This is a genomic window from Serratia sp. YWN4, from assembly GCF_055790845.1.
Genome location: NZ_CM147696.1, coordinates 2294417 through 2317271, shown reverse-complemented (window position 1 = coordinate 2317271; position 22855 = coordinate 2294417). Strand labels below are relative to the sequence as shown.

The 22855-nt window shown below is 55.2% G+C and carries 32 protein-coding genes; 27 read left to right on the top strand and 5 right to left on the bottom strand.

Annotated elements, in window-relative coordinates; translation table 11 throughout:
- The first annotated feature begins 10 nt into the window (after positions 1-10).
- From pilL2 to ACX9GT_RS10930, 7 genes are all read left to right on the top strand, one after another.
- Positions 11-262 carry a PFGI-1 class ICE element type IV pilus protein PilL2 gene (gene pilL2 / locus ACX9GT_RS10960; RefSeq protein WP_473191094.1) on the top strand — a complete coding sequence of 84 codons (252 nt, stop codon included), beginning with the start codon at positions 11-13 and terminating at the stop codon, positions 260-262.
- On the top strand, positions 259-909 hold the full coding sequence (locus ACX9GT_RS10955) for a hypothetical protein (RefSeq protein ID WP_473191093.1): 651 nt from the start codon (positions 259-261) through the stop codon (positions 907-909). The genes pilL2 and ACX9GT_RS10955 overlap by 4 nt, the downstream gene beginning before the upstream one ends.
- A 17-nt stretch (positions 910-926) precedes the next feature.
- Positions 927-1667, top strand: coding sequence for a TIGR03759 family integrating conjugative element protein (locus ACX9GT_RS10950; protein WP_473191092.1), 741 nt, complete (start codon positions 927-929; stop codon positions 1665-1667).
- A gap of 7 nt (positions 1668-1674) precedes the next feature.
- Entirely contained in the window at positions 1675-2223 is a 549-nt protein-coding gene (locus ACX9GT_RS10945; protein WP_473191091.1) for a transglycosylase SLT domain-containing protein, read from the top strand.
- 171 nt (positions 2224-2394) lie between these two features.
- Positions 2395-2772: an integrating conjugative element protein gene (locus tag ACX9GT_RS10940; RefSeq protein ID WP_473191090.1), complete on the top strand. Its 378-nt coding sequence runs from the start codon at positions 2395-2397 to the stop codon at positions 2770-2772.
- A 6-nt stretch (positions 2773-2778) separates the two neighbouring features.
- Complete coding sequence (gene traD, locus ACX9GT_RS10935) at positions 2779-4932, top strand: type IV conjugative transfer system coupling protein TraD (RefSeq protein ID WP_473191089.1); 2154 nt, start codon at positions 2779-2781, stop codon at positions 4930-4932.
- On the top strand, positions 4929-5684 hold the full coding sequence (locus tag ACX9GT_RS10930; RefSeq protein WP_473191088.1) for a TIGR03747 family integrating conjugative element membrane protein: 756 nt from the start codon (positions 4929-4931) through the stop codon (positions 5682-5684). Before traD ends, ACX9GT_RS10930 begins: the two co-directional genes overlap by 4 nt.
- A 15-nt stretch (positions 5685-5699) precedes the next feature.
- Here the strand turns inward: ACX9GT_RS10930 and ACX9GT_RS10925 are convergent, their stop codons facing one another.
- On the bottom strand, positions 5700-6365 hold the full coding sequence (locus ACX9GT_RS10925; RefSeq protein ID WP_473191087.1) for a GNAT family N-acetyltransferase: 666 nt from the start codon (positions 6363-6365) through the stop codon (positions 5700-5702).
- Positions 6366-6555: 190 nt separating this feature from the next.
- Here ACX9GT_RS10925 and ACX9GT_RS10920 point away from each other — a divergent pair, with 190 nt between their 5' ends.
- Positions 6556-6789 carry an AbrB/MazE/SpoVT family DNA-binding domain-containing protein gene (locus tag ACX9GT_RS10920; protein ID WP_473191086.1) on the top strand — a complete coding sequence of 78 codons (234 nt, stop codon included), beginning with the start codon at positions 6556-6558 and terminating at the stop codon, positions 6787-6789.
- The gene (locus ACX9GT_RS10915) at positions 6776-7192 is read left to right on the top strand and encodes a PIN domain-containing protein (protein WP_473191085.1); all 417 of its coding nucleotides are present in this window, start codon (positions 6776-6778) and stop codon (positions 7190-7192) included. Before ACX9GT_RS10920 ends, ACX9GT_RS10915 begins: the two co-directional genes overlap by 14 nt.
- A gap of 27 nt (positions 7193-7219) precedes the next feature.
- Here the strand turns inward: ACX9GT_RS10915 and ACX9GT_RS10910 are convergent, their stop codons facing one another.
- The 4 genes from ACX9GT_RS10910 to ACX9GT_RS10895 form a co-directional block, all read right to left on the bottom strand.
- Entirely contained in the window at positions 7220-7897 is a 678-nt protein-coding gene (locus ACX9GT_RS10910) for a hypothetical protein (protein ID WP_473191084.1), read from the bottom strand.
- An 86-nt stretch (positions 7898-7983) separates the two neighbouring features.
- Positions 7984-8199 (bottom strand): helix-turn-helix domain-containing protein, encoded by a 216-nt coding sequence (locus ACX9GT_RS10905; protein ID WP_473191083.1) that lies wholly within the window; start codon positions 8197-8199, stop codon positions 7984-7986.
- A gap of 1 nt (position 8200) precedes the next feature.
- Positions 8201-8515: a hypothetical protein gene (locus tag ACX9GT_RS10900; protein ID WP_473191082.1), complete on the bottom strand. Its 315-nt coding sequence runs from the start codon at positions 8513-8515 to the stop codon at positions 8201-8203.
- 45 nt (positions 8516-8560) lie between these two features.
- Positions 8561-8731: a hypothetical protein gene (locus ACX9GT_RS10895; protein ID WP_473191081.1), complete on the bottom strand. Its 171-nt coding sequence runs from the start codon at positions 8729-8731 to the stop codon at positions 8561-8563.
- Between the two features lie 296 nt (positions 8732-9027).
- Here ACX9GT_RS10895 and ACX9GT_RS10890 point away from each other — a divergent pair, with 296 nt between their 5' ends.
- The 18 genes from ACX9GT_RS10890 (at position 9028) to arsD (ending at position 22846) form a co-directional block, all read left to right on the top strand.
- Complete coding sequence (locus ACX9GT_RS10890; RefSeq protein WP_473191080.1) at positions 9028-9366, top strand: integrative conjugative element protein, RAQPRD family; 339 nt, start codon at positions 9028-9030, stop codon at positions 9364-9366.
- Positions 9363-9596 carry a TIGR03758 family integrating conjugative element protein gene (locus tag ACX9GT_RS10885; protein WP_473191079.1) on the top strand — a complete coding sequence of 78 codons (234 nt, stop codon included), beginning with the start codon at positions 9363-9365 and terminating at the stop codon, positions 9594-9596. The genes ACX9GT_RS10890 and ACX9GT_RS10885 overlap by 4 nt, the downstream gene beginning before the upstream one ends.
- Before the next feature lie 16 nt (positions 9597-9612).
- The gene (locus tag ACX9GT_RS10880) at positions 9613-9957 is read left to right on the top strand and encodes a TIGR03745 family integrating conjugative element membrane protein (RefSeq protein ID WP_473191078.1); all 345 of its coding nucleotides are present in this window, start codon (positions 9613-9615) and stop codon (positions 9955-9957) included.
- Entirely contained in the window at positions 9957-10358 is a 402-nt protein-coding gene (locus tag ACX9GT_RS10875) for a TIGR03750 family conjugal transfer protein (protein ID WP_473191077.1), read from the top strand. The genes ACX9GT_RS10880 and ACX9GT_RS10875 overlap by 1 nt, the downstream gene beginning before the upstream one ends.
- The gene (locus ACX9GT_RS10870) at positions 10355-11032 is read left to right on the top strand and encodes a PFL_4703 family integrating conjugative element protein (protein ID WP_473191076.1); all 678 of its coding nucleotides are present in this window, start codon (positions 10355-10357) and stop codon (positions 11030-11032) included. The genes ACX9GT_RS10875 and ACX9GT_RS10870 overlap by 4 nt, the downstream gene beginning before the upstream one ends.
- Positions 11032-12045, top strand: a complete 1014-nt coding sequence (locus ACX9GT_RS10865) for a DNA-methyltransferase (RefSeq protein WP_473191075.1) — start codon at positions 11032-11034, stop codon at positions 12043-12045. The genes ACX9GT_RS10870 and ACX9GT_RS10865 overlap by 1 nt, the downstream gene beginning before the upstream one ends.
- A complete protein-coding gene (locus ACX9GT_RS10860) occupies positions 12042-12926 on the top strand; it encodes a TIGR03749 family integrating conjugative element protein (RefSeq protein ID WP_473191074.1) in 885 nt (294 codons plus the stop codon). Before ACX9GT_RS10865 ends, ACX9GT_RS10860 begins: the two co-directional genes overlap by 4 nt.
- Positions 12916-14349, top strand: coding sequence for a TIGR03752 family integrating conjugative element protein (locus tag ACX9GT_RS10855; RefSeq protein ID WP_473191073.1), 1434 nt, complete (start codon positions 12916-12918; stop codon positions 14347-14349). Before ACX9GT_RS10860 ends, ACX9GT_RS10855 begins: the two co-directional genes overlap by 11 nt.
- A complete protein-coding gene (locus ACX9GT_RS10850; protein WP_473191072.1) occupies positions 14330-14764 on the top strand; it encodes a TIGR03751 family conjugal transfer lipoprotein in 435 nt (144 codons plus the stop codon). Before ACX9GT_RS10855 ends, ACX9GT_RS10850 begins: the two co-directional genes overlap by 20 nt.
- Positions 14764-17652, top strand: a complete 2889-nt coding sequence (locus ACX9GT_RS10845; protein ID WP_473191071.1) for a conjugative transfer ATPase — start codon at positions 14764-14766, stop codon at positions 17650-17652. The genes ACX9GT_RS10850 and ACX9GT_RS10845 overlap by 1 nt, the downstream gene beginning before the upstream one ends.
- Positions 17649-18479, top strand: coding sequence for an adenine nucleotide alpha hydrolase family protein (locus ACX9GT_RS10840; RefSeq protein ID WP_473191070.1), 831 nt, complete (start codon positions 17649-17651; stop codon positions 18477-18479). Before ACX9GT_RS10845 ends, ACX9GT_RS10840 begins: the two co-directional genes overlap by 4 nt.
- Before the next feature lie 220 nt (positions 18480-18699).
- Positions 18700-19263, top strand: a complete 564-nt coding sequence (locus ACX9GT_RS10835) for a hypothetical protein (RefSeq protein WP_473191069.1) — start codon at positions 18700-18702, stop codon at positions 19261-19263.
- 79 nt (positions 19264-19342) lie between these two features.
- On the top strand, positions 19343-19903 hold the full coding sequence (locus ACX9GT_RS10830) for a hypothetical protein (protein WP_473191068.1): 561 nt from the start codon (positions 19343-19345) through the stop codon (positions 19901-19903).
- A gap of 71 nt (positions 19904-19974) precedes the next feature.
- Positions 19975-20496, top strand: coding sequence for a JAB domain-containing protein (locus ACX9GT_RS10825; protein WP_473191067.1), 522 nt, complete (start codon positions 19975-19977; stop codon positions 20494-20496).
- A 278-nt stretch (positions 20497-20774) separates the two neighbouring features.
- Positions 20775-21068, top strand: a complete 294-nt coding sequence (locus ACX9GT_RS10820; RefSeq protein ID WP_473191066.1) for an ArsR/SmtB family transcription factor — start codon at positions 20775-20777, stop codon at positions 21066-21068.
- 66 nt (positions 21069-21134) lie between these two features.
- The gene (gene arsH / locus ACX9GT_RS10815) at positions 21135-21857 is read left to right on the top strand and encodes an arsenical resistance protein ArsH (RefSeq protein ID WP_473191065.1); all 723 of its coding nucleotides are present in this window, start codon (positions 21135-21137) and stop codon (positions 21855-21857) included.
- Positions 21858-21864: 7 nt separating this feature from the next.
- Positions 21865-22410, top strand: a complete 546-nt coding sequence (locus ACX9GT_RS10810) for a sigma-70 family RNA polymerase sigma factor (protein ID WP_473191064.1) — start codon at positions 21865-21867, stop codon at positions 22408-22410.
- Positions 22411-22486: 76 nt separating this feature from the next.
- The gene (arsD, locus tag ACX9GT_RS10805) at positions 22487-22846 is read left to right on the top strand and encodes an arsenite efflux transporter metallochaperone ArsD (RefSeq protein ID WP_473191063.1); all 360 of its coding nucleotides are present in this window, start codon (positions 22487-22489) and stop codon (positions 22844-22846) included.
- Positions 22847-22855 lie beyond the last annotated feature (9 nt).

Below are 22855 nucleotides of genomic sequence, written 5' to 3'. Positions count from 1 at the left end.
TGAAATTATTATGAAAATACGAGTTCACCGGAAGTACACTTATCAGTTATGTCAGGGCAGTGATGCCACCACGCTGTTCGACACACTTCCGCTGCCTTCCCCACACCGGCGACTGGGGCCACTGACCTTGCGCGATGCCCTGCAAACCCTCGCGGGTTCAGCCTGGCAACTCCAGGTGGATGAAACCGCACGTCAGGTCTGTTTTGTGCCTGCTGCCGTGGTGCTGCCTGAAGCATCTTCAGCAACCCGGAGGCACGCATGAATACCGTGACTGCAACACCTGCCCGGCGTTCCCTGTTATGGATACTGGCCGCGCTCTGGCTACTGGTACTGACTGCCATGGTGCTGGTACAGGAAAGCCGTCTTTCAGCACTGACGCATGACGGGGATAACAGCCAGCAGGCGGCGCAACTGGCGGTGCTGGAAACCCGTCTGAATGAGCTGCGCAGCCAGATTACCAACCAGCCTGAATCACTCACACAGGCCAACTGGCACACCATTGAAAAAACATGGCAGCAGCGCATAAATACCCTTGAAGAGCGCCTGCCTGCTACTGACACAGCCTCTGCTACAGAAGAGGTTTTTTCCCGGTTAAGCGAGCGTCTGGATCAGCTTGAGACGCGTCTGGAAACCCTTCGGCCCCCTCCTGTGCCCCCTCCCACACCGCCCAGCCGAAGCCCCAGACCGATCAAGCCCCAGACGCTCGCCCCTCCTTTTACCCTGCTCGGGGTTGAACTGCGCGGGGGTGAGCAGCGGCTCTCAATTGCGCCATCAGGCAGCACAACACTGAGTCAGGTGCGCCTGCTGCGGGTCGGCGACGGGGAGGGTGACTGGGTACTGGTCTCTCTCGACAGCCGTCACGCCACCTTTAGGGTCGGCAACCAGCAACGTCAGCTTCCTTTGCCGTAAGTCAAGGACATACCATCATGACAAGAGTTCTTTTTTGCTCCCCTACTCTGGTGGGAGCTTACCTGACAGGGCTGTTTCTGACCGGACAGGCCGTTGCACAAAACACGGCTCCAGCAGTATCACAGCCAGCAGCAATCCAGCACAGCCAGTTGCGTGACTCCACTGTCGATAAGACAGAGGCGCAGGCGCGTGACTGGGGACTGAAAGCCGACGAATATGCACGCTATCAGACGCTGATGCAGGGGCCGCTGGGCGTCTATTCCCCTGGTCTGGATCCGCTCACCGCACTCGGCATTGAAGCAAAAACCGATGAAGAACGCCGTCGCTATGCTGAACTGCAGGTGGAGGCGGAAGGTCGGCGCGTTGCCAAACTGCTGGCCTATCAGCAGGCGTATGACGACGCCTGGAAACGGCTCTACCCCACGCTGTTACCCCTTGCGATGACAGGCAGTCTGCCCAACATGTCACCGATAGCATCGCAACCGGAAACCGGTCGTCTGACGGTGTTTGTCAAAGCGACCTGTCCGCCCTGTGTGCAGAAAGTGAAGCAGTTGCAGCGCCAGGGCGCGCGTTTTGATGTGTATATGATTGACAGCCAGCAGGACGATGGCCGGATCCGTCAGTGGGCGGCACAGGCAGGAATCGACCCGGCACGGGTGCGCAGCCGCACCATTACGCTCAATCATGACAGCGGCCAGTGGCAGGCACTCGGTAAAGCTGTTACGGCACTCCCCGTTGTTCTGCCGGAATCGCCTTGAGATGCACATGCTCCGGCTGTGTCTCATCGCGCTGATGCTGGCAGCACGCACGTTGCAGGCGAGTGAGTTACCGCCACCGGCTTATCAGTTTGCGGCACGCGAAGCCAATATTCCCTCAGCCGTGCTGTATGCCGTAGCCCTACAGGAAAGCGGCATGAAATTGCAGGGGCGTATGCGACCCTGGCCGTGGACATTAAATGTCGGCGGCACCGCCGAACGCTACCCGAATCGGGCAGCAGCCTGTACGGGATTATTACGCGCCTTGCAGCGTGTGCCTGCCACCCGGATTGATGTCGGCCTTGGGCAGATCAATATCGGGTATCACGGGGAGCGCATTCAGCGCCCCTGTGACCTGCTGGATCCGTATCGCAATCTGACCCTCGCCGCCACGCTGCTACGCGAACACCATACCCCCGGCGAAAACTGGTTACTCGCCATAGGGCGCTATCACCGTCCGGCAGGCGGAGAACCCGCCCGGCGTTACCGGCACAGCGTCAAACAGCACCTCAACCGCATCCTGCCGGATGCTTCAACGCTTGCTTTCCATCAGGAGTAATTGACCATGCCATACCGTTTTGGGTTTTCCTGTCGCCACCTTCTCGGGGGGCTGGCGCTACTGCTCTCAACCGCCCTTCATGCTGGGCCCCGGCCACCCGTCCTGACGGTCGTCGCTGACCTTGGTGGCAGCGATGCCACTCCGTATTATGCCGCGCTGGAAGTGGATGAGGTGTCAGCCCCCGCACTTACGCCATCCCCCTCAAGGACACAGCCCTACAGTGAAGCCGATATGCTGCCGGTACGCTCCTCCCATCTGACGCCAGGCACCGTCGAGGGACGGGAGATTCAGGCTCCGGGGCTGGCACCGCTGTTTCTGCTGGGTGACGATCCCCGTTCTATTGCCTGGCTCAAGGCACACCGCAACAGGCTGGAATCGCTTGAGGCAGTGGGACTGGTGGTACAGGTAGAAAGTCCGGCAGCACTCGCCAGACTACGGCAGCTTGCACCGGAACTCTCCCTGCTGCCCGTCTCCGGCGATGATCTGGCCCAGCGTCTGGGACTGCGCCACTATCCGGTGCTGATCACTGCCACCCGGGTGGAGCAGTGAATCACGATGACACAGCGCCACGCCATTGAAGTCCTGCTGCGCCCTGCCGTTGAACTCTACACCGTGCTGGTTTGCCTCGGCGCAGCGCTGTTATGCCTGTTTGCCCCCTGGTCGCTGGCCCTCAGCCCCCGGTTGGGATGGGGCGCAGCCAGTGGCTTTTTACTGTTTGCCGGGGTGCGCCTGCGTGAGGCCTGGGCCATTCTGCGCTACCGGCGCAATATCCGCCGCCTGCCGCGCTATGTCATGACCAGTCGTGATGTACCAGTGAGTCAGCAGCGGCTTTTTCTGGGGTGCGGCTTTCGCTGGGACCAGCGTCACACCCATCGGCTGATGCAGACCTACCGCCCAGAGTTTCGGCGTTACGTCGAACCCACCGCCCTTTATCGTCGGATACGAGACTGGGAAGCGCGACTGGAATTTGCGCCTTTCCCGTTTCCGGCTCTGGTGAAATTGAGCCGCTGGGACTCCACATTCAATCCGGTACGCCCCCTGCCGCCAGTTGGCGGCCTTCCCCGTCTGCACGGCATTGAGCCGCATGAGCAGGATGTCACCCTGCCGCTCGGGGAACGGGTCGGTCACACCCTGGTGCTAGGCACCACACGGGTCGGTAAAACCCGGCTCGCAGAGCTTTTCATTACGCAGGATATCCGCCGTAAAACCCGTGGTGAATTCGAAGTCGTCATTGTGCTGGATCCCAAAGGCGATGCCGATTTATTGAAGCGGATGTACGTGGAGGCCAAACGGGCCGGGCGGGAAAATGCTTTTTATGTATTTCATCTGGGCTGGCCGGATATTTCAGCGCGCTACAACGCTGTCGGCCGCTTTGGCCGCATCTCCGAAGTTGCCACCCGGGTCGCAGGCCAATTATCGAATGAGGGTAACTCTGCCGCGTTCAAGGAGTTTGCATGGCGGTTTGTGAATATTATTGCTCGGGCTTTGGTGGAGTTGGGGCAGCGCCCGGATTATCTGCTGATCCAGCGCCATGTGGTCAACATCGACGCGCTCTTTATTGAGTACGCCCAGCATCTGTTTGCCAAAGTGGAGCCGAAAGCCTGGGAAGCGATCGTGCAACTGGAGGGGCGGCTGAATGATAAAAACATCCCCCGCCATATGGTCGGACGGGAAAAACGTGTCGTCGCCATTGAGCAGTACCTGAGTCAGGCACCAATTTACGATGTGGTGCTGGACGGATTACGTTCTGCAGTCCGCTATGACCGAACCTATTTCGACAAGATTGTTGCAAGCCTTCTCCCCTTGTTGGAAAAACTCACTACTGGAAAAATTGCCCAGTTACTCGCACCCAACTATTCAGACCTGAATGACCCGCGCCCGATTTTTGACTGGATCCAAGTGATCCGCCAGCGTGCGATTGTGTATGTAGGGCTTGATGCATTGTCCGATGCAGAAGTCGCCGCAGCCGTGGGGAACTCAATGTTCAGCGACCTGGTTTCCGTTGCCGGGCATATTTACAAGTTCGGTATTGATGACGGCCTGCCCGATACGGCGCGGGAGGTGAAGCTGCCGATCAACATCCATGCAGATGAATTTAACGAGCTCATGGGCGATGAATTTATCCCGCTAATTAATAAGGGCGGCGGTGCCGGTCTGCAAGTCACTGCGTATACCCAGACCCTGAGTGACATTGAAGCCCGAATTGGCAATCGGGCCAAAGCGGGTCAGGTGATTGGTAACTTTAATAACCTGATTATGCTGCGGGTACGGGAAACCGCCACCGCAGAACTCCTGACCCGCCAGCTACCAAAAGTTGAAGTCTACAGCACGGCACTGGTCAGTGGGGCCACCGACAGTTCAGATGTTGAGGGTAACACCGCCTTTACGTCCAACACCCAGGACCGGATCAGCGCCAGCAGCGTGCCAATGATTGAACCCGCGCATGTGGTGGCCCTGCCTAAAGGGCAGGCCTTTGCACTGCTGGAAGGCGGAAATTTGTGGAAGGTCCGCATGCCGTTACCGGCCCCCGATCCGGATGAGGTGATGCCCAGGGACATGCAGGCACTCGCCGGTTATATGCGTCAGCAGTATGTCGAGCGTGAAGCCTGGTGGGACAGTGCCCCCTTGCATATGGAAGAGGATGCGGGATTGCCGCCCGACCTGCTCGACGATATCATCGAGACGACACGCGAAGAGGCTGAGGCATGAATACCTCCTCTTCTTCGGCCCTCGCCCAACGTCCGCAGATACGCAAACCCGGCCTGATCAGCCGTCTCATCATGCTGCCGTTTCATCTTCTGGGGCTATTGAGCGGGGCGCTGGTGCTGTGCATTGCGCTGGAATGTCTGGCGATCCATTTTTTCTGGCCGGAACAGGGCTGGCAGCACGCACAGCGCATGCTGGGTTTTGAACTGGAGCAGCTTTCCACGGACTTTACCCGCAGTATGGTGGTGCAGGAACCCGGGCGCAGCGCCAGACGGCTGGTTGAGTGGGTGTATGACACACTGGTGCAGCAAAGCGGGTTGCAGAACTGGATCGCCCAGACATCAAACAAGGCACGCGCAGGCAGCCTCAGTCAGACGCGAGATTTCAGGTATTACGTGGGGGTGGTGTATGTTCATCTTGAAACATATCTGACTGCTGCCGCGTATATGGTGCTGGTGTTCCTGGTGCGGGTCGTGGTGCTGTGCTTAAGTCTGCCACTCTTTACGATGGCCGCGTTTGTCGGTCTGGTCGATGGGCTGGTACGGCGGGATGTGCGCCGCTTTGGTGCAGGGCGTGAATCCGGGTTTATCTATCATCGCGCCAGGGCCAGCCTGATACCGCTTATCGTGCTGCCCTGGATGCTCTATCTAGTATTGCCGTTCAGTCTCAATCCGTTGTTTGTGCTGCTGCCCTGCGCAGTGCTGTTAAGTGTCGCGGTGAATATTACAGCGGGAAGTTTTAAAAAGTACTTGTAGGCGCAACAGGCCTTCTCAAAGCAGTTCAATGTCACGCGCCATGTAATCTGTACCTGGGATAGCCTTGAAACCTTGTTTGGCATAATAAAGGGTTAATCGCGCAGTTGCTTCCTCCTGATTACCAGAAAAATCTTCCAACTGCCATTTGGGGTAGGCTTCAGACTGCTCATCATCCCAGTCATGAGGGCCATCAAGGTACGCACTTTCGAACTGAAGAGGATAGGGTTTAAGTGCGAGAAGTTTGGCTGATGCCCTCAGTCGCTGGCTCAACCCCCGAATGGCAAGTGCTCCCAAACCCTTTCCACGCCAGGCAGGATAGACAACCAGTCGCTCAAGAATGGCAAGATTGGGCTGATATGAATAGCTATCTTTACTGAACGCAGTATCAATAACAGTCTGTGTGAAGTCGTCTAAAGTATCCAAATCGTACAGATTTTCATAAAAGCCCAGCGTGATACTTTCAGAATCAAAAACATCAACCACTGACATACTGTCATTGACCGCACTGCAGACATCAACAAGGATGATTTGAAACACGCCCACATCAATTTCGTTGCTATTATCATCCAGCAGTATCAGATTGCCCGATGAAGAATGAATATATCCGGATGGTTCAGTATTGTCGGCAAGGATCATCTGCTCAGAGAATCGCAGAAATAAGACAGGCACTCTATCACTCATTATTTTTCCCCTTATAGCGTTCGTGGAGTCAGGTCAGCATTTTAATGCGACGCAGGGTTTCAGCATGCCGTGAAGAGCCAAATGTGTCGTTGATAAAAGAGTTTCTGATGCCCCCGTATTTCAGAGAGAGATTGATTTTCCAGATGATAGATATACAATTAAAATGTATATCCACATCAAGGAATCAGACATGCAAGTAGCAAAATGGGGAAACAGCCTCGCCGTGCGCCTGCCTGCGGCGTTGGTCGAAGCGCTGGGATTGCGTGAAGGCGATGACATTGAAATCATTGTTGATGACATGCGCACCTTTGCTGTACGCAAGAAAACAGGGTCGGAAGCCCTGCTGGCACAATTACGGACGTTTCGTGGCAAATTGCCAGCTGATTTCCGGTTCAGTCGGGATGAAGCGAATGCGCGGGACTAAGCACAAGGGCTTTCTCGACAGCAACGTGGTGCTCTATCTGTTGTCCAGTGACAGCGTCAAGGCTGACCATGCCGAAGCTCTGCTGAAGACGCACCCGGTGATCAGTGTGCAGGTACTCAACGAAGTGACGCATGTGTGCGTGCGCAAACTCAGGATGGGGTGGGAAGAAATTGCGCAGTTTCTTGAACTGGTGCGAAGCTTCTGCAAGGTGGTGCCACTCACGGCAGAAATCCATGATCGGGCGCGCTGGGTGGCAGAACGTCACCAACTCTCGTTCTACGATGCCTGTATTGTGGCTGCGGCAATAGACGCTGGCTGCCAGACGTTATACAGCGAGGATATGAACCACGGGCAGATCCTGGAAGAGAGTTTGACGCTCAGGAATCCATTCGCAGCGACCTGACGCTCAAGAAGATAGTGTTATTGGCTTTTATTCGCTGTAACCGATGTAGCGATCCAGGCTGCTGGCAGCATGATTGTATCTGTACTCTATAGACAGATAGCACCGCCCAACCCGCCGACTGACACTGTATCTGAAGGTGAGTGTGTTAAAACTGTGCTCGCTCTCCGCCTGAATTTCCGTGAATAGTTCTTTGCATCTTTCCAGCGTCAGGGGATCTCCACCGTAGAAACGCGACACAAATTTGCCCTCCTCATTCACTGTACCTACAGTAATCCCCCCCGCCAAGATATAGCCGATGATATGTTTATCGTCAGTTTTTGATAGACAGACTTCTCTGACTGCATCAATAGCCTGTTCAATCGGGCACCACAAGGCATCTTCTTCGTTTCTGAGGGTTTCCAGGTCTGCATCAAACTTTTTGTATTCCGGGGTATCTGTGCCTGCCAGCATGATGCCGAACAGTCCAGTTTTTCCTTCTTTTTGGGCCAGATCAAGCTGAAACTGATCCTGTTCGCGGCGGAGTCTGGATATTTTTTCGTGACCTGCCTGCCATGCAAGCGCCTCTTTCTCCATCCCGATTAAAGACATTGCTTCAATGACCACCTCTGTCCATCCGCCTTTATGCAGGTCAAGGATCGTATCTATCTGATCGAGCGTGAGAGTAAAGGTTTGATTGTGGGGGTTGGTGTAGGTATAGATGCTCACGATATCCTTCTGTCAGGACTCAGGGAACCGCCCTGTTGGTGTATTAATTATCATTATACTTAAATTTTAAGTCAATTGGCTTTCAGTTATTTTGCTGTTTTGAGTGGTTTCAGCTTCGCCTCAAGCGCAGCACAGGCTAACGCCGTCCGACATTCGATGATCACGGGTTTGCCAGTCGCAAAATCCGCTCCCCGCTCCCAGCGCTGATAGGTCGTCAATGTCACACCGAGTGCTTGTGCTGCCTGCCGCTGGGTGTAGCCCATACGCTGCCGCCATGCGGCAATATCTGCGGGTGTTGCCATGTTATGCGCGTCCTGATGGGTAGCTGATGTGTTGTCCAGCCTGTTCTTCTGCAATAACTTCCGCGATCAGGTCGTCGGCTACAGTGTCGGATGCGCCGCCATTCTGACGGTGTGCCTGATACCAGCCAATAATCAACGCCGATACATTATTTCCAGGAGTATCTCTGTAAAGTTCTACCGCCAGACCGCTGACCTGACAGATACGCTCTATAACAGCCCAATCGAAGCTAACGCTTCCATCCTGTTCCCGTGCCAATTGCAGGTCGGCAAAGGTGAAGTCTTCCGGGATGATTATTTGGGTCATTTGTTGCTGCATATGCGCCTCCACTGCGTCCATTATCCAGGCCGCATTCCAGCGGCGTTATGCTTCCACCCAGTTTTCATCATTATCCTGTACTACAGGAATAAGGGTATTGAACTGGCGCTCACACTCTTCAGGGTCATCGTGCCAAGTGTACATCTCGTCCTGCCAGTCTTCGACGGTATCAACACTGCCAGTGAAAGGGTTCATAAGATACTTTGTCGCTTCCATGCTGTTTCTCCCGTCAGGATTCAGCGGCTCCCCCTTGTTAGGGTGTTACTGTGAATTCATGATTATATGACTTAATTATTAAGCTGGATGATTTTGTAATTATTTTATACCCTCCCATTCCTAATTAATGGCTGAAAAGAAATATTCCAGCCTTAAAATCCTGTTATACGAAATTGCTATTTGGGGTTTCCTGCCCCCTCAATAAAACCGGACTGTCTGCTGTTCCTATTGATTGCAGCATTCCGGCGCTAATCCTCGCAGCATGAAGCCATTCCCTGTTAACCCGGAATGGTGCCATGACTGCAAATACCTTTTCCCCTGTTTTACGCCGACGCACGGCAGGCGCACTCGCCCTACTGACGGGCCTGCTGCTCTCTGTCAGCGTGCAGGCCGAACCCGAGCATGCACAGCTCACCCTCATCCTGCGCCAGCTCGACATGCTGGAGCGTCAGGCGCAATCAAGCGCCCTTGTTTCAACTGAAGCAACCGGACGCTACCACTTTGACTACCACCGCCTGCAGGCGGATATCGAGCGTATCCGCATCGGTATCCATGACTACCTGACCCCACAACGCGCCCAGCCGCGTGATCCGGTGGTGCTCACTGGTGATTACCAGCGTGAGGCAAAACCATGAATGCCGCCCAGCAGGCCGCGTTTCAGGCCAACGGCGGTTTCAGTGCCGAGAGTGTCTCGACACTGGTTCTGAGCTTCCTCTTTGCTGTTCTGCTGCTCTGGGGTGTGTGGGCAATCCGCACCGCCTATGTCGGCTGGACAGAAAACCGAATTAACCAGCGTCAGTTTCTCGGGGTGATCGTGCGTTTCCTGGCGATCTACCTGGGACTGAGCTTTTTCCTGTTGTCGTAAATCTTAAGGATCTGTCATGAAATCAAACCGTCTGTCTCTTATTACCCTGTTGTTCTCGGGTGCCTTTCTGCCTGCATCGGCTTTCGCTGCCGGGATGCCCAAAATTGATGATCCAACCCGGGGGGCCGGAAGCGGCATTCTGCAAACGCTGCAGAACTACGGCTACGACATCGTGATGCTTGTGGCACTCCTGGTGGTGGCTTCCATGTTTGTCGGCGTCTGTTACCACGCCTACATCCGCTACTCCGAAATCCACACCGGACGTGCCACATGGGGGCAATTCGGTTTGTCGGTTGCAGTCGGTGCAATGCTCCTGGTGATCGGGATCTGGTTGCTCACTGAAGCAACGGGAGTGCTGTAATGACTGTCTCGTCTAACCTCCAGCCAGACGGGACGGTGGCGTTTCTGCCCCATCGTCTCAACCGTCAGCCGGTGGTGGTACGCGGTCTGACCGCCGATGAGCTGTGGATCTGTGCCGGGCTATCAGCGCTTCTGGGACTCCTGGCAGGCATCCCGCTTGCCTGGCTGCTCGGTAGCATTGCGCTGATCCCGACCTCGATTGTCGGCATGATTGCCGCCGGTGTGTTTATCGGCGGCGGTTTTCTGCGACGTCAGAAGCGCGGACGCCCGGATACCTGGCTCTACCGTCAGTTGCAGTGGTGGCTGGCCCAGCATGCCCCGGTGTTAGCCGTCTATGTCGGAGGCAGGTTTCTCCTGACCCGCTCGGGGGCGTGGAGCACACGCCGGGGAGGTAGCGCATGAGCCGGATTAAAAATGAAATCGGTCATCTGCAGGCCCATGTCCGCACGCTGCGGCTGGGCGCTGCCGGGCTCTTTGTGCTGGCACTGGTGCTCGGGTTTGGCTGGTGGCATGCACCGCGTAATCTCACCATCCACGTCCCGCCAGACCTGCGTTCCGGCAGTACCCGCCCCTGGTGGGAAGTGCCGCCGGAATCCGTCTACACCTTTAGTTTTTACACCTTTCAGCAGTTGAATCGTTGGCCGGTCGATGGCGACATCGACTACCCGCGCAATATCCAGTCACTTGCCGCGTATTTGACCCCAGCCTGCCAGAGCTTTTTACAACGGGATTATGAGCAGCGCCGTAACAGCGGAGAGCTGCGTCAGCGGGTGCGTGGGATCTACGAGATACCCGGGCGCGGCTACGGCGATGACCCTACCAGCCGGGTGAGCGTGGTCTCTGACCGTGACTGGATTGTCACGCTGGATATTGCCGCTGATGAGTATTACGGCGCAGAGCAGATCAAGCGTGCGCTGGTGCGCTATTCCCTCAAGGTGGTACGGCTCGATATCGACCCCGAACGCAACCCGTTCGGCTTGGCGCTCGATTGCTACAGCCGGGCACCCGAGCGGATCACCCCTCCCTCCACGACCTCATCAGCCTCGACGGGCAACCCGATAGGGAGCAACAAATAATGAGCCAGAAGATCAATCACTGCTATCAGGGCGATTGTCGCACCGTCATACGGGCGCTTGCTGATACTGGTATCAAAGTACAGGCCGTAGTGACGAGCCCGCCTTACTACCGTCTCCGTGATTACGGAATGCCAGGACAGATCGGTCAGGAAGCCTCTCCGGATGAGTACATCACCAACCTGGTCAACATCTTCCGGGATGTCCGTGAGCTACTTGCCAACGATGGCACGCTCTGGCTGAACATGGGGGATACCTACGCCTCAAGCAACAAACACCGGAAACCCTCTCCTAAACATCATGGTCTCGATTTCGGCCAAACCACATCCTGTATTCCGCGTGGTATGAAATCCAAAGATCTGATGGGGATACCCTGGCGTCTGGCTTTTGCCCTACGTGATGATGGCTGGTATTTGCGCCAGGACATTATCTGGGCCAAACCCAACTCCATGCCCGAAAGTGTTACGGATCGCTGCACCAAATCACATGAATACGTCTTTCTGTTATCCAAGTCTCCGAGGTACTACTTCGATGCCGAAGCCATTTCAGAGCCGGTAGCAGAATCCACGGTCAAACGACTCTCACAACCCAATCTCCTGCAACAGGCTGGTAGTTACCGCGTTCCCGACAAAACCAACGGCCCGATAAAAGCCGCCTTCCCACGTTTTTGGGGGCATAAATACGGGAACGACCAGGGTCAGCTATCGCGCACCAAAAGCGGCAATGTTTATAACGGTGCAGGGCGCAGAAACAAACGCAGCGTCTGGTGGGTCACGACCAAGCCCTTCAAAGGGGCTCACTTTGCTGTCTTTCCTGAGCAGTTGATTGAGCCCTGCATTCTGGCTGGCAGCCGTCCCGGCGACATTGTGCTGGACCCGTTCATGGGTGCAGGCACCGTCGCCATTGTCGCCAGCAAACATGAAAGGCACTGGATCGGCATTGAATTGAATCCAGCCTACATCGCTCTCCAACACGAAAGAATGTCTCAGATCAAACCAGAACGGGGACAGCTATGACGCACATTCCAAAATTGAAACATATCTTTTTCGGGCTGGCAGTCAGTCTGCCGCTGGTCGCTAATGCCCTCGAAATCCTGCACTGGGAACGTCTGCCGCTGGCCGTACCGCTACAGGTTGGGCAGGAGCGGGTCATTTTTATTGAGCGCAATATCCGGATCGGTGTCCCTGCTGCACTCGGCGCACGTTTGCGTATCCAGAGCGCGGGGGGAGCACTCTACCTGCGTGCATCCGAACCGATTGAGCCAACACGCCTGCAATTGCAGGATGCGGATGATGGCACGCTGATCCTGCTGGATATTGCCACACTGCCGGTGCAAGAAAACGCTCCTGCACTGGAGCCGGTACGCATTGTCGAAAACACCAGGCAAAAGTTTTACGGTGGTCAGGATCCGGCAGAAGAAGACACACTAGAAGAGGATGAAGCGACACCGCCCCCTCGACGGGAAACGCCCATCCCGGTGGTGCTGACCCGTCACGCCGCACAAAGTCTGTATGCGCCGTTGCGCACTGTCGAACCACTGCCGGGTATCCGGTCTGTTCGGGTGCGCAAGGATCTGACCCTCGATACCCTGCTGCCAACGTTACCTGTTGATACAAAGGCGCTGATTGCCTGGCGTCTGGAGGATTATCACGTCACGGCAGTGCGTCTCACCAACCGATCACCAACCCCGCTGATACTCGACCCCCGCGCCCTGTTGGGGGATTTTGTGGCGGCGACCTTCCAGCATCCGGATCTCGGTCCCCAGGGCAGCGCCGCAGACACCACGGTGGTGTATCTGGTGACTCGTCATCAGGGACTGGATGGGACGCTGTTACCCCGAATCAGCCCGGTCGATGCCACGCTGAATCTGCCAGCGGGAGGCTCTCATGAAAAGTAACGGCCTGCTGAAATGGCTAATGATCCCGCTGCTTGTTCTGCTGCTTTTTGTCGGCATCAAACTCTTTTCCGGCAAAGGAGGCAATCAGGGCGCAGAAGACAATGGCCCAAAACTGAGTGCGGAGGAAATGAAAGCCCTCGGCATTGAAGGCGATACACCGCGTGACACGGTCGCAACGCTCGTTGGACAAGTCAAGCAACTGCGCACCGAACTCCAGGGCGCATTGGGTGACAACAAGACCCAGAAAGCTGAAAACGACCGGCTGCGACAGCGTGAAGGCTCCATTGAATCCCGTATTCAGAGTGCGCTCGATAATGAACGCCAGCGTCTGCAACAGGATCGGGAAAGTATTGCCACCGAAAAACAGCAGGCTCAGGGCTTATTGCAGGAGCTGCAACGGCGTATTGACCATCTGGAGCAGCCGAATAGTACCGATCTGCCGGTGGGCCTTGGCCTGGAAGCCGGAGATGGTAAAAACCTCGAAGGATCCGGGACAGGCGGACTGCGCTGGGTTGAACCGGAAGATGCGCGGCCTGCCGATCCCCGCAGTGGTGCCGCGAAGGGGCTGAGCTTCCCGACCCGTTTTGGACCAGCCCAGACTGCGCTGGAGAAACCCGGCGAGCAGATCCGTCATAACGATGTCCAGAAAAAGAACCGCCTCAAACCGGTCTATACCGTCCCGGCTAACTCAACGCTGATGGGTTCGATTGCAATGACCGCGCTGATCGGGCGTGTGCCGATTGATGGGACAGTCAATGACCCCTATCCGTTCAAGGTACTGGTTGGCCCGGACAATCTCACGGCAAATGGCATTGACCTGCCGGATGTCGCGGGAGCGGTTATCAGCGGGTCGGCGTCCGGTGACTGGACGCTTTCATGCGTGCGCGGTCAGATCCGCAGCATCACCTTCGTGTTTCAGGATGGCACGGTACGCACTCTACCAAGCACCACCCGCAACAGCGGTGAAGAGGAAAGCACGGCACGCAACAGCGACAGTGCCTACGGCGAGGGACTCGGCTGGATCAGCGATCCGCACGGTATCCCCTGTGTCAGTGGTGAGCGGCGCAGTAATGCCCAGCAGTACCTTGGATCTCAGGCACTGATCACCGCAGCCGGGGCGGGGGCGGCCTCTCTCATCAAGTCAGACAACGGCAATGTGGCGATGGTGAGTCAAAGTGACGGCTCTATCGGCTCAGTCGGCATTTCCGGCAACGAAGCCATGGGCCGCATTCTCGCCTCCGGCGTGCAGGAGATGTCCCAATGGGTCAACAAACTCTACGGGCAGGCGTTTGCCGCCGTCTATGTCGCCCCCGGTGCCAAAGTTGCCGTCCATATCGAACACCCTTTAACCATCGACTACGACCCCAAAGGGCGGCGTGTTGATCACCGCCGTGGAGACAATCATGACCTTGAACTGGATTAACCCGCTCGTCACGTTCGGCATCCTGCTGATGCTCACCGGGTGTGCCACCAATAAGGATGAACTGCTGCCGCACAACGGCAATACCATGCTGGATGTCTGGGACACTGGAAGTGGTGGCAGCACCCGTGGCGGCCAGTCGGCAAGGCAACTGCTTGATACCCGTCAGGCTCTGCGCCGACCGCTGACAGAAGCGGATCATCAGGCAGTTACGACTGTGAATACGGCCTATACCCGCACGGCACAGAATGAGATTTATCGCCAATTTCAACGGTTACCGAACCCGGATCTGGTGATGTATGTGTTTCCGCATCTGGCAGGCACGGATCCTGTGCCGGTGCCCGGTTACAGCACCGTTTTTCCACTTTACCAGCGCGTGCAGTATGCGATGCCGGGCGAACGGGTGGAGGCGTACTGATGAAACTCTTCTCACGCCTGCGACCTGGAAAATCAGCAGATATCGCCCCTCTGCCTGATGAGGCACACGATGCCTGGACGCAGCACATTGCAGACCTCGCTGAACACGGCATCCCGGCTCCCGGCACTGCCGTCAAACCGGGGCGACGTCCTGCCACACTGGCCGATGAAGCGGCGCTCTATGACGTTGCGCCCTCATTTGTCGAGATGCTGCCGTGGGCAGAATACCTGCCGGAGTCCCGCACCATGCTGCTGGATGACGGGGTGTCGGTTGCTGCCTTCTTTGAATTGCTCCCGGTTGGCACCGAAGGACGCGAAAAAGCCTGGTTACAGCAGGCGCGTGATGCCCTGGAAAACGCCCTGCAGGATGCATTCGATGAACTGGAGGAGCATCCCTGGGTGGTGCAGTTGTATGCACAGGATGAAACCCGCTGGGATCATTACCTGGAAACTCTGAAACAGTACCTGCAACCGCGTGCGCAAGGTACGGCATTCAGTGATTTCTATCTACGTTTCTTTGCTCACCACCTACAAGCCATTTCAAAACCGGGTGGGCTGTTTGAAGATACCAAGGTCACCCGCCTGCCGTGGCGCGGTCAGTTGCGGCGGGTGCGCATGGTGGTCTATCGACGCGCACCGGCCAATACTACCCGGCGCGGACAGTCACCGGAACAGGCACTGACCGTGATCAGCGACCGGCTGCTCGGTGGCCTTGCTAATGCCGGGATCAGAGCGAAGCGCATGGAAGCGGCAGCGATTCATGCGTGGCTCCTGACCTGGTTCAACCCGCGTCCAGACTGGCTGGGTCCAACACTCAATGACCGTGACCGGTTCTATGCTCTCACCCGTTATCCCGAGACGACAGAAGCGGATGAGATTGAACTGGCCAGCGGCACCGATTTTGCCCAGCGGCTGTTTTTTAGGGAGCCGCGTTCCGATGCAGCCGGTGGTCTGTGGTATTTCGATGAAATGCCACACCGGGTGATTGTGATGGACCGGCTGCGCACGCCACCAAGTACCGGGCACCTGACCGGCGAAACCGCGAAAGGCGGCGATGCAATCAATGCTCTCTTCGACCAGATGCCAGAGGATACAACATTGTGTCTGACGCTCGCGATCACCCCACAAGATACGCTGGAAACCCACCTCAACCATCTGGCTAAAAAATCGGTCGGGGAAACGCTGGCCTCTGAACAAACCCGACAGGATGTGCAACAGGCCCGTACCCTGATTGGCAGCGCCCATAAGCTCTATCGGGGCAGCGTGGCGTTTTACCTGCGCGGTCACACAGTTGAGGAACTGGATGCACGCGGCCTGCAACTGGCCAACGTGATGCTCAACGCCGGATTGCAGCCGGTGCGTGAAGAAGATGAGGTTGCGCCGCTCAACAGTTATCTGCGCTGGCTGCCCTGCGTGTATGACCCGGCGAAAGACAAACGCCAGTGGTACACCCAACTCATGTTCGCCCAACATGCCGCCAATCTTGCTCCCACATGGGGGCGCAGTCAGGGCACCGGCCATCCGGGGATCACATTTTTCAACAGGGGGGGCGGGACGATCACCTTTGACCCGCTAAACCGCCTGGACCGGCAAATGAACGCCCATCTGTTTCTGTTTGGTCCGACCGGTTCAGGTAAATCGGCGACGCTGAACAATATTCTCAACCAGATTGCCGCCATCTACCGCCCACGTATGTTTGTGGTTGAGGCTGGCAACAGCTTCGGGTTGTTTGGTGATTTCGCGCAACGCCTTGGCCTGTCGGTTCATCGGGTCAAACTCTCCCCGGGTTCTGGCGTCAGTCTCGCCCCGTTTGCCGATGCGTGGCGTCTGGTGGATACCCCGGCACAGGTACAGACGCTGGATGCGGATGCACTGGATGATGACCAGGTTTCCCCAACCGATGCGCAGGAAGCTGACGAGCAGCGTGATGTGCTGGGAGAGCTTGAAATTACCGCTCGCCTGATGATCACCGGTGGCGAGGATAAGGAAGAGGCACGCATGACCCGGGCAGACCGCAGCCTGATCCGCCAGTGCATTCTGGACGCCGCACAACAGTGTGTGGCCGATAAACGCACCGTGCTGACTCAGGATGTGCGTGATGCCCTGCGTGCAAGAGGCAACGACAGCAGCCTGCCGGAGAGCCGCCGCACACGTCTTTTAGAGATGGCGGACGCGATGGATATGTTCTGTCAAGGGACTGACGGCGAGATGTTTAACCGCCCGGGCAGCCCGTGGCCGGAGGCCGATATCACCATTGTGGATCTCGCGACATATGCGCGCGAAGGTTACAACGCCCAATTGTCGATTGCCTACATCTCGTTGATCAACACGGTGAATAACATTGCCGAGCGTGACCAGTTCCTGGGACGACCCATCATCAATGTCACCGATGAGGGCCATATCGTCACTAAAAACCCGCTGCTCTCTCCTTACATCGTCAAGATCACCAAGATGTGGCGAAAACTCGGGGCATGGTTCTGGCTCGCCACCCAAAACCTAGATGACTTCCCCAAAGCCGCCGAACCGATGCTCAACATGATCGAGTGGTGGATTTGCTTGTCGATGCCCCCTGATGAAGTCGAAAAAATTGCCCGTTTCCGTGAGTTGAACGACGCGCAGAAAGCACTGATGCTCTCGGCACGCAAAGAGGCGGGGAAATTCACCGAGGGGATCATTCTGTCCAAATCGATGGAGGTGCTGTTTCGCGCCGTTCCGCCGAGCTTGTATTTGGCGATGGCGATGACCGAACCGGAAGAAAAAGCCGAACGTTTTCAGTTGATGCAGCAGTTCGGCATCAGTGAGCTGGATGCCGCCTTCAAGGTCGCCGAGAAGATTGACCGGGCACGCGGCATTGAACCACTCTCCCTTGAGCAGGTATTGCAGCCATGAGCATCTTTTCCAGAGACAACACAGCACGCCTAAATGTGCTCTCCAACGGCGGTGGCACACAAAGCTGCGCACTCATCTGCCTGATTGCCCAGGGTGTGCTCCCCAAACCGGATCTGGTGGTGATGGCTGATACCGAACGGGAGTCCTCCAATGTGCTTGCCTACCAGCAGCAGTATATCCAGCCGCTGTGTGAATCCATCGGGCTGGAATATCACCTGATCCGCAAGTCTGACTATACCGACGTTGATCTGGTACATGAGGCTTCCGGCAAATTCCTTCCCGGCTATTACACCGAATGGGAAGGCCGTCGCCCGGATGGCAGGGTCTCGGGTAAGCATCCCGGTTACTGTTCCTCCAGATGGAAAAAAGAGGTGGTCGAGCGTTTCCTGAACCGAAAATACGGTGAGCTGGCACTGACCCGGCGCGGGGTCAATCTGTGGCTGGGAATGTCATTTGATGAACCGCGCCGGATCAAGGTCACGCTGGGGAAATGGCAGCGGCTCTATCCGCTGTTTGAGCTGCGTGTCACCCGGGAAGAAGCGATCAAAATCGTGGAAAAGCACGGCCTGCCCACCCCGCCCCGTTCCGCCTGCTGGATGTGTCCCAATCGTTCGGCAGACGAGTGGTTGAAGATGCAGGCCCATGTGCCCGAGGATTTTACGAAAGCCTGCGAACACGAAAAAGAGCTGCAACAGACGCATCCGCATTTATGGCTGACCCGCCAGGGTATTCCGCTGGCAGATGCCGTACTGAATATGGAACAGGCTACGGCGGACACCGAGCCTGATCTGACGCAGTTTTGCGATTCCGGGATGTGTTTTGTGTAGCAACTGAATGCCTGCTGACGTTGTCAGCGACATGCCCAGCTGGTCAGGGTCTTCAAGACCAGGTGCGGTTTCCACCGCATGACCTGCCCTGTTCGCTTCGCATCCCTTTGGCGAACACTCCACGTAACGCTGTGGAAGGATGCTCTCTCTTCTTACCTGTCCCCGGGAACCCTTTCCCGTCAGGGACAAGCGTCTCCCTCAGCACTTAACGGTGATTATCATGACGCTCAATATCCACTATTTTGATGGTATTCCTTTTGTTGCCACGCCTTATCAGCAGGGTGTTTTTATTCGTCAGGACGTCTTTAGCCGTCAGTTTCTGGTGATCTGTGATGGTATGGCCGAATATCCAGAGGATGACCCGATTTACGGCACCTACAGGATAGGTATCCGTCTTGATCTGGGAACCACAGGACTCATTACTGAGGCTATGTCACTGATACAGCAAGCACTCGTATCGAATGATTTTGCCTTTTCTCCAGAATCTGACGTGCTGAATTTTTGGCCGAAACAGATCACGATCTGTGACCGCCTCAACCGACGGGTGTTATCCGGCACGGTGAAAGGCAAATCTATCAGTTGGTGCCCGCCAGCCACTTCCGACAAGGAAGCTGAACTGGCAAGCCACATCGCCAGCCTGTATTCCAAAGCAGCTTTTGAAAGCGGTTGGGACAACTACGAAACCGCACGAGGGCTGCGCGAAGCAGCGGCTCGACTGGAAGGACATCAGGTTCATCCCTTCTGGCGGCAGCATGCCATAGCAGCCATCACTGCGACGCAATAGTCACCTTAATCATTTTTTCTCGGGGGCTTAATTCGAATGAATGCGGCTCTTTCCCTCTTTTCTCTATCGGAGATCGGTCATGTATGAAATCCATGTATTTGATGGCATTAACTTCGTCGAAGATCCTTATCGGGCAGGCAGCTTCATTCGTGAGGATGTCTTTGCCAGACAATTTATCATTCAGTGCCATGTCCGGATCTGCCGTGACGAGGATGACCCTCGTTATGGCCGATACTGGTCCAGCAGCACAGAGACGCTGGGTCAATGCAGCCTGATCGAACAGGCGATATTACTCGCTCAGGAAGAGATCAAGGTTCTGGCTCCGCCAGAAGGCACTCATGATATTCAGGCACAACGTGTGACCATCATGGATCACACGCGCCAGACGGTATTAACCGGCAAAGTGGTCGCTAAAAAAATTCAGTGGAATCGTCCCGCGCAAACCCCGAGGGAGGAAGCCGCTATCAAGGCTGAAATCGCCCTTCTCGACGCCCGCTGGTACAAGGAATTGTATGCAGACAATCACGGCACCATGCGGGATCTAAGTGAGTGCATCAGTAATCTGAAGGGAACCCTCATACACGAGACCTGGAAAATCCATGCCCTTGTGGCACTGGCTGCAACGCAATCGTCGATTTAATCATTCTTTCCCTCTGGAGGGCTTCATCCCTTCAGGGGGTTGGAGCCTCCTGCAACCGAAGGAGTCACGCTATGTTCTCTTTAACCCTGCTGTACAGATTATTCCCGTCTTTTAAATTACCCACCTTCATTAGTTGGTTCAGTCGCCAAAATGAGGACTGGATCATCCGTTATGCGATTACCTTACTTGAAAAACGCCTGTTCCAGCATCGTGGCTCGGCGCTTCGTAGCCCGAATGCTGCCAGCGAGTACCTGCGCCTGCAACTCCTGCAGGACGATCGGGAGGTGTTTGCGGTTATTTTCCTCGACAACCAGAAGCGGGTACTGGCGTTTGAGCGGCTCTTTTATGGCACCCTCAATGCAACCGCAGTCTATCCACGGGTTATTTTAGAGCGTGCGCTTGAATGTAAGTGTGCATCAGTGATCCTCTCGCATAATCATCCTTCAGGCGAAACCTCACCCAGTGACGCAGACACGCGACTGACCGAAAAGATCAGAACCGCGCTGCAACTGGTCGATATTGATGTTGATGACCACATTATCATCGGCCAGGGAACACCGTTTTCGTTTATGGAAAATGGCCTACTGGGTTGAGACTATGCTCTGCTTTTTCTGTACCTCCGTTCCGGCCTTGTGCTGGACGGAGGTTTTTGCATATAGATAAATTCTATCTTTCAACCTTTGGCAAGGCTCGGAAAACCACAAGGGTCTCTGCGTGAAGCAGCTACACAAGGAGAAGCGCCATCGCATGAGATAAGTAGCCAACTAAATCAAATAGGGTTCAAGTTACACAAAATATTTCAACATAGACTTCATGTTTATATATATTTCTGTTATTCTGGAAATATAGAAATACTACAATGAGAGCCAAGATGAAACTAGAGGCTGTTGCAAACGCCCTGAAAGAACTGGGTCACCCTACCCGGTTGCGCGTTTATAAAGCACTGGTCAGGTCTGGAAAGAATGGACTTCCTGTTGGGGAGCTGCAAAAACGTTTGGAGATCCCAAACTCGACCTTGAGCCACCACATTTCTGCTCTTGTCTCCGCTGGTTTGCTGCAACAACGCCGCGAGGGCCGTATTTTGTACTGTGTGCCGCAATATGAAGTTCTCAACCAGATCATGTCTTTTCTGGTAGCAGAATGTTGTATTGAACAAAAGCAATGATCGTTATTAATTGATTTTATTATTTTTAGTTTAAATAGCAGACCACACATGGAGAAGTAAGACGCGATGAATCATCTGCTTTCTACATTAAATAACGTTGATCAATCCCTACTGGATGTGGCTATTTCGGAGGAGAGGTTTTCCGGTAAAAAAGTCAACCATGCCCCACGCATTCTGATGTTGTACGGTTCTGTCAGAGAGCGCTCCTACAGCCGATTCGTAACAGAAGAAGCCGGACGCTTGCTGACGGCAATGGGTGCTGACGTGCGTATTTTCAACCCATCTGGATTGCCTTTACCGGATGATGTCCCCGATACTCATCCTAAAGTGATGGAGCTGCGTGATCTGGTGATGTGGTCTGAAGGCATGGTGTGGTGCTCACCCGAGCGTCACGGTGCGATGACCGGCATCATGAAAGCGCAAATAGACTGGATACCCCTTTCCGCAGGTGCTGTTCGGCCTTCGCAGGGAAAAACACTGGCCGTGATGCAAGTCAGTGGCGGTTCCCAATCGTTTAACGCCGTCAATCAGATGCGTATTCTCGGGCGCTGGATGAGGATGATCACTATCCCCAATCAATCCTCCGTTGCCAAAGCCTGGCAGGAATTCGATGAGGAAGGGCGCATGAAGCCTTCTCCCTACTACGATCGTATCGTCGATGTGATGGAGGAACTCATGAAATTCACATTACTCACGCGTGGTAACGCAGACTATCTCGTTGATCGTTACAGCGAGCGCAAAGAAAGCGCAGAGGCGCTGTCGGCTCGCGTCAATCAACAGAAAATCTAGGGCGACGATGGAAGCACTCCACCAGTTTAATCGTTGTATGACCACCTTCTGGGCTCAGCATCAGACTGAGCTCCACCGCTTCCTGAAAGCAAAAACGGGGGACAGTGAATTGGCCTCCGATTTACTGCAGGAGCTTTTTCTCAAAGCCAGAGCGGCCTCAGACACCTTCTGCCAGATGCAAAACCCCAGAGCCTGGCTGTATACCTGTGCCCGCCATTTGTTAATTGATACGCATCGTACAGCCAAACCCTACCAGGAATTGGACGATTCACTTTTTTCTCAGGAAGAGTGCCCGGCGGCTATCACGACATTAACAGAATGCTTGCCTCTGGTGCTTCAGGCGTTGAGCGAAGAGGAACGTGAAATCATCGAGCTTTGTGATATCCAGGAATACAAACAAAAAGAAGTCGCTACCCTGAAGAACCTGTCGCTTCCTGCCGTTAAATCTCGTCTCCTGCGGGCCAGACAGCATCTTAAACAACAGTTGATAGACATCTGCACCATTGAGATGGATGAGTTTGATCACGTCTGTTGCCATAAAAAAATATCCTGAAAAACGCGAATCCTTTTCTGACCCCCTTCGTTTACTTCAATGTAAGGCTACTCACCACTACATTGAGGAATCAACAATGTCAAAAATTGAAATCTTTGAACCGGCTGGCTGCTGCGCCACCAGTAGCGTCGTTGTTAATCAGGACGCCATCACTTTCAGCACCGATATGGAGTGGTGCAAGAAGAACGGGCTGGATGTTATCCGCCATAACCTGTCCAAAAACCCGCAAAGCTTCCTGCAAAATGAGGTGGTCAAGTCATTCCTGAACACTTCCGGCGCGGACTCTCTTCCCCTGACGCTGTTGGATGGGAAGGTTGTCATGGCAGGGCGTCTCCCCACCAGAACTGATTTTGCCCGTTGGACCGATACGCCCTTAACAGCAGAAACAACCGCGACTCAGCAACCTTCCTGCTGCAGTATTCCCCGCCTGCCGTAACCCCTGGAA

What these genes read in the sequence shown, in the direction of transcription:
- ACX9GT_RS10830 (WP_473191068.1), top strand. Translation starts at nt 19,343, where the DNA reads ATGTATGAAATCCATGTATTTGATGGCATTAACTTCGTCGAAGATCCT.
- ACX9GT_RS10845 (WP_473191071.1), top strand. Translation starts at nt 14,764, where the DNA reads ATGAAACTCTTCTCACGCCTGCGACCTGGAAAATCAGCAGATATCGCC.
- arsD (WP_473191063.1), top strand. Translation starts at nt 22,487, where the DNA reads ATGTCAAAAATTGAAATCTTTGAACCGGCTGGCTGCTGCGCCACCAGT.
- arsH (WP_473191065.1), top strand. Translation starts at nt 21,135, where the DNA reads ATGAATCATCTGCTTTCTACATTAAATAACGTTGATCAATCCCTACTG.
- ACX9GT_RS10850 (WP_473191072.1), top strand. Translation starts at nt 14,330, where the DNA reads ATGACCTTGAACTGGATTAACCCGCTCGTCACGTTCGGCATCCTGCTG.
- ACX9GT_RS10870 (WP_473191076.1), top strand. Translation starts at nt 10,355, where the DNA reads ATGAGCCGGATTAAAAATGAAATCGGTCATCTGCAGGCCCATGTCCGC.
- ACX9GT_RS10865 (WP_473191075.1), top strand. Translation starts at nt 11,032, where the DNA reads ATGAGCCAGAAGATCAATCACTGCTATCAGGGCGATTGTCGCACCGTC.
- ACX9GT_RS10915 (WP_473191085.1), top strand. Translation starts at nt 6,776, where the DNA reads ATGCGCGGGACTAAGCACAAGGGCTTTCTCGACAGCAACGTGGTGCTC.
- ACX9GT_RS10840 (WP_473191070.1), top strand. Translation starts at nt 17,649, where the DNA reads ATGAGCATCTTTTCCAGAGACAACACAGCACGCCTAAATGTGCTCTCC.
- traD (WP_473191089.1), top strand. Translation starts at nt 2,779, where the DNA reads ATGACACAGCGCCACGCCATTGAAGTCCTGCTGCGCCCTGCCGTTGAA.
- ACX9GT_RS10900 (WP_473191082.1), bottom strand. Translation starts at nt 8,515, where the DNA reads ATGCAGCAACAAATGACCCAAATAATCATCCCGGAAGACTTCACCTTT.
- ACX9GT_RS10930 (WP_473191088.1), top strand. Translation starts at nt 4,929, where the DNA reads ATGAATACCTCCTCTTCTTCGGCCCTCGCCCAACGTCCGCAGATACGC.
- ACX9GT_RS10885 (WP_473191079.1), top strand. Translation starts at nt 9,363, where the DNA reads ATGAATGCCGCCCAGCAGGCCGCGTTTCAGGCCAACGGCGGTTTCAGT.
- ACX9GT_RS10855 (WP_473191073.1), top strand. Translation starts at nt 12,916, where the DNA reads ATGAAAAGTAACGGCCTGCTGAAATGGCTAATGATCCCGCTGCTTGTT.
- ACX9GT_RS10945 (WP_473191091.1), top strand. Translation starts at nt 1,675, where the DNA reads ATGCTCCGGCTGTGTCTCATCGCGCTGATGCTGGCAGCACGCACGTTG.
- ACX9GT_RS10810 (WP_473191064.1), top strand. Translation starts at nt 21,865, where the DNA reads ATGGAAGCACTCCACCAGTTTAATCGTTGTATGACCACCTTCTGGGCT.
- ACX9GT_RS10955 (WP_473191093.1), top strand. Translation starts at nt 259, where the DNA reads ATGAATACCGTGACTGCAACACCTGCCCGGCGTTCCCTGTTATGGATA.
- ACX9GT_RS10825 (WP_473191067.1), top strand. Translation starts at nt 19,975, where the DNA reads ATGTTCTCTTTAACCCTGCTGTACAGATTATTCCCGTCTTTTAAATTA.
- ACX9GT_RS10880 (WP_473191078.1), top strand. Translation starts at nt 9,613, where the DNA reads ATGAAATCAAACCGTCTGTCTCTTATTACCCTGTTGTTCTCGGGTGCC.
- ACX9GT_RS10925 (WP_473191087.1), bottom strand. Translation starts at nt 6,365, where the DNA reads ATGAGTGATAGAGTGCCTGTCTTATTTCTGCGATTCTCTGAGCAGATG.
- ACX9GT_RS10835 (WP_473191069.1), top strand. Translation starts at nt 18,700, where the DNA reads ATGACGCTCAATATCCACTATTTTGATGGTATTCCTTTTGTTGCCACG.
- ACX9GT_RS10890 (WP_473191080.1), top strand. Translation starts at nt 9,028, where the DNA reads ATGACTGCAAATACCTTTTCCCCTGTTTTACGCCGACGCACGGCAGGC.
- ACX9GT_RS10895 (WP_473191081.1), bottom strand. Translation starts at nt 8,731, where the DNA reads ATGGAAGCGACAAAGTATCTTATGAACCCTTTCACTGGCAGTGTTGAT.
- ACX9GT_RS10875 (WP_473191077.1), top strand. Translation starts at nt 9,957, where the DNA reads ATGACTGTCTCGTCTAACCTCCAGCCAGACGGGACGGTGGCGTTTCTG.
- ACX9GT_RS10820 (WP_473191066.1), top strand. Translation starts at nt 20,775, where the DNA reads ATGAAACTAGAGGCTGTTGCAAACGCCCTGAAAGAACTGGGTCACCCT.
- ACX9GT_RS10860 (WP_473191074.1), top strand. Translation starts at nt 12,042, where the DNA reads ATGACGCACATTCCAAAATTGAAACATATCTTTTTCGGGCTGGCAGTC.
- pilL2 (WP_473191094.1), top strand. Translation starts at nt 11, where the DNA reads ATGAAAATACGAGTTCACCGGAAGTACACTTATCAGTTATGTCAGGGC.
- ACX9GT_RS10905 (WP_473191083.1), bottom strand. Translation starts at nt 8,199, where the DNA reads ATGGCAACACCCGCAGATATTGCCGCATGGCGGCAGCGTATGGGCTAC.
- ACX9GT_RS10920 (WP_473191086.1), top strand. Translation starts at nt 6,556, where the DNA reads ATGCAAGTAGCAAAATGGGGAAACAGCCTCGCCGTGCGCCTGCCTGCG.
- ACX9GT_RS10950 (WP_473191092.1), top strand. Translation starts at nt 927, where the DNA reads ATGACAAGAGTTCTTTTTTGCTCCCCTACTCTGGTGGGAGCTTACCTG.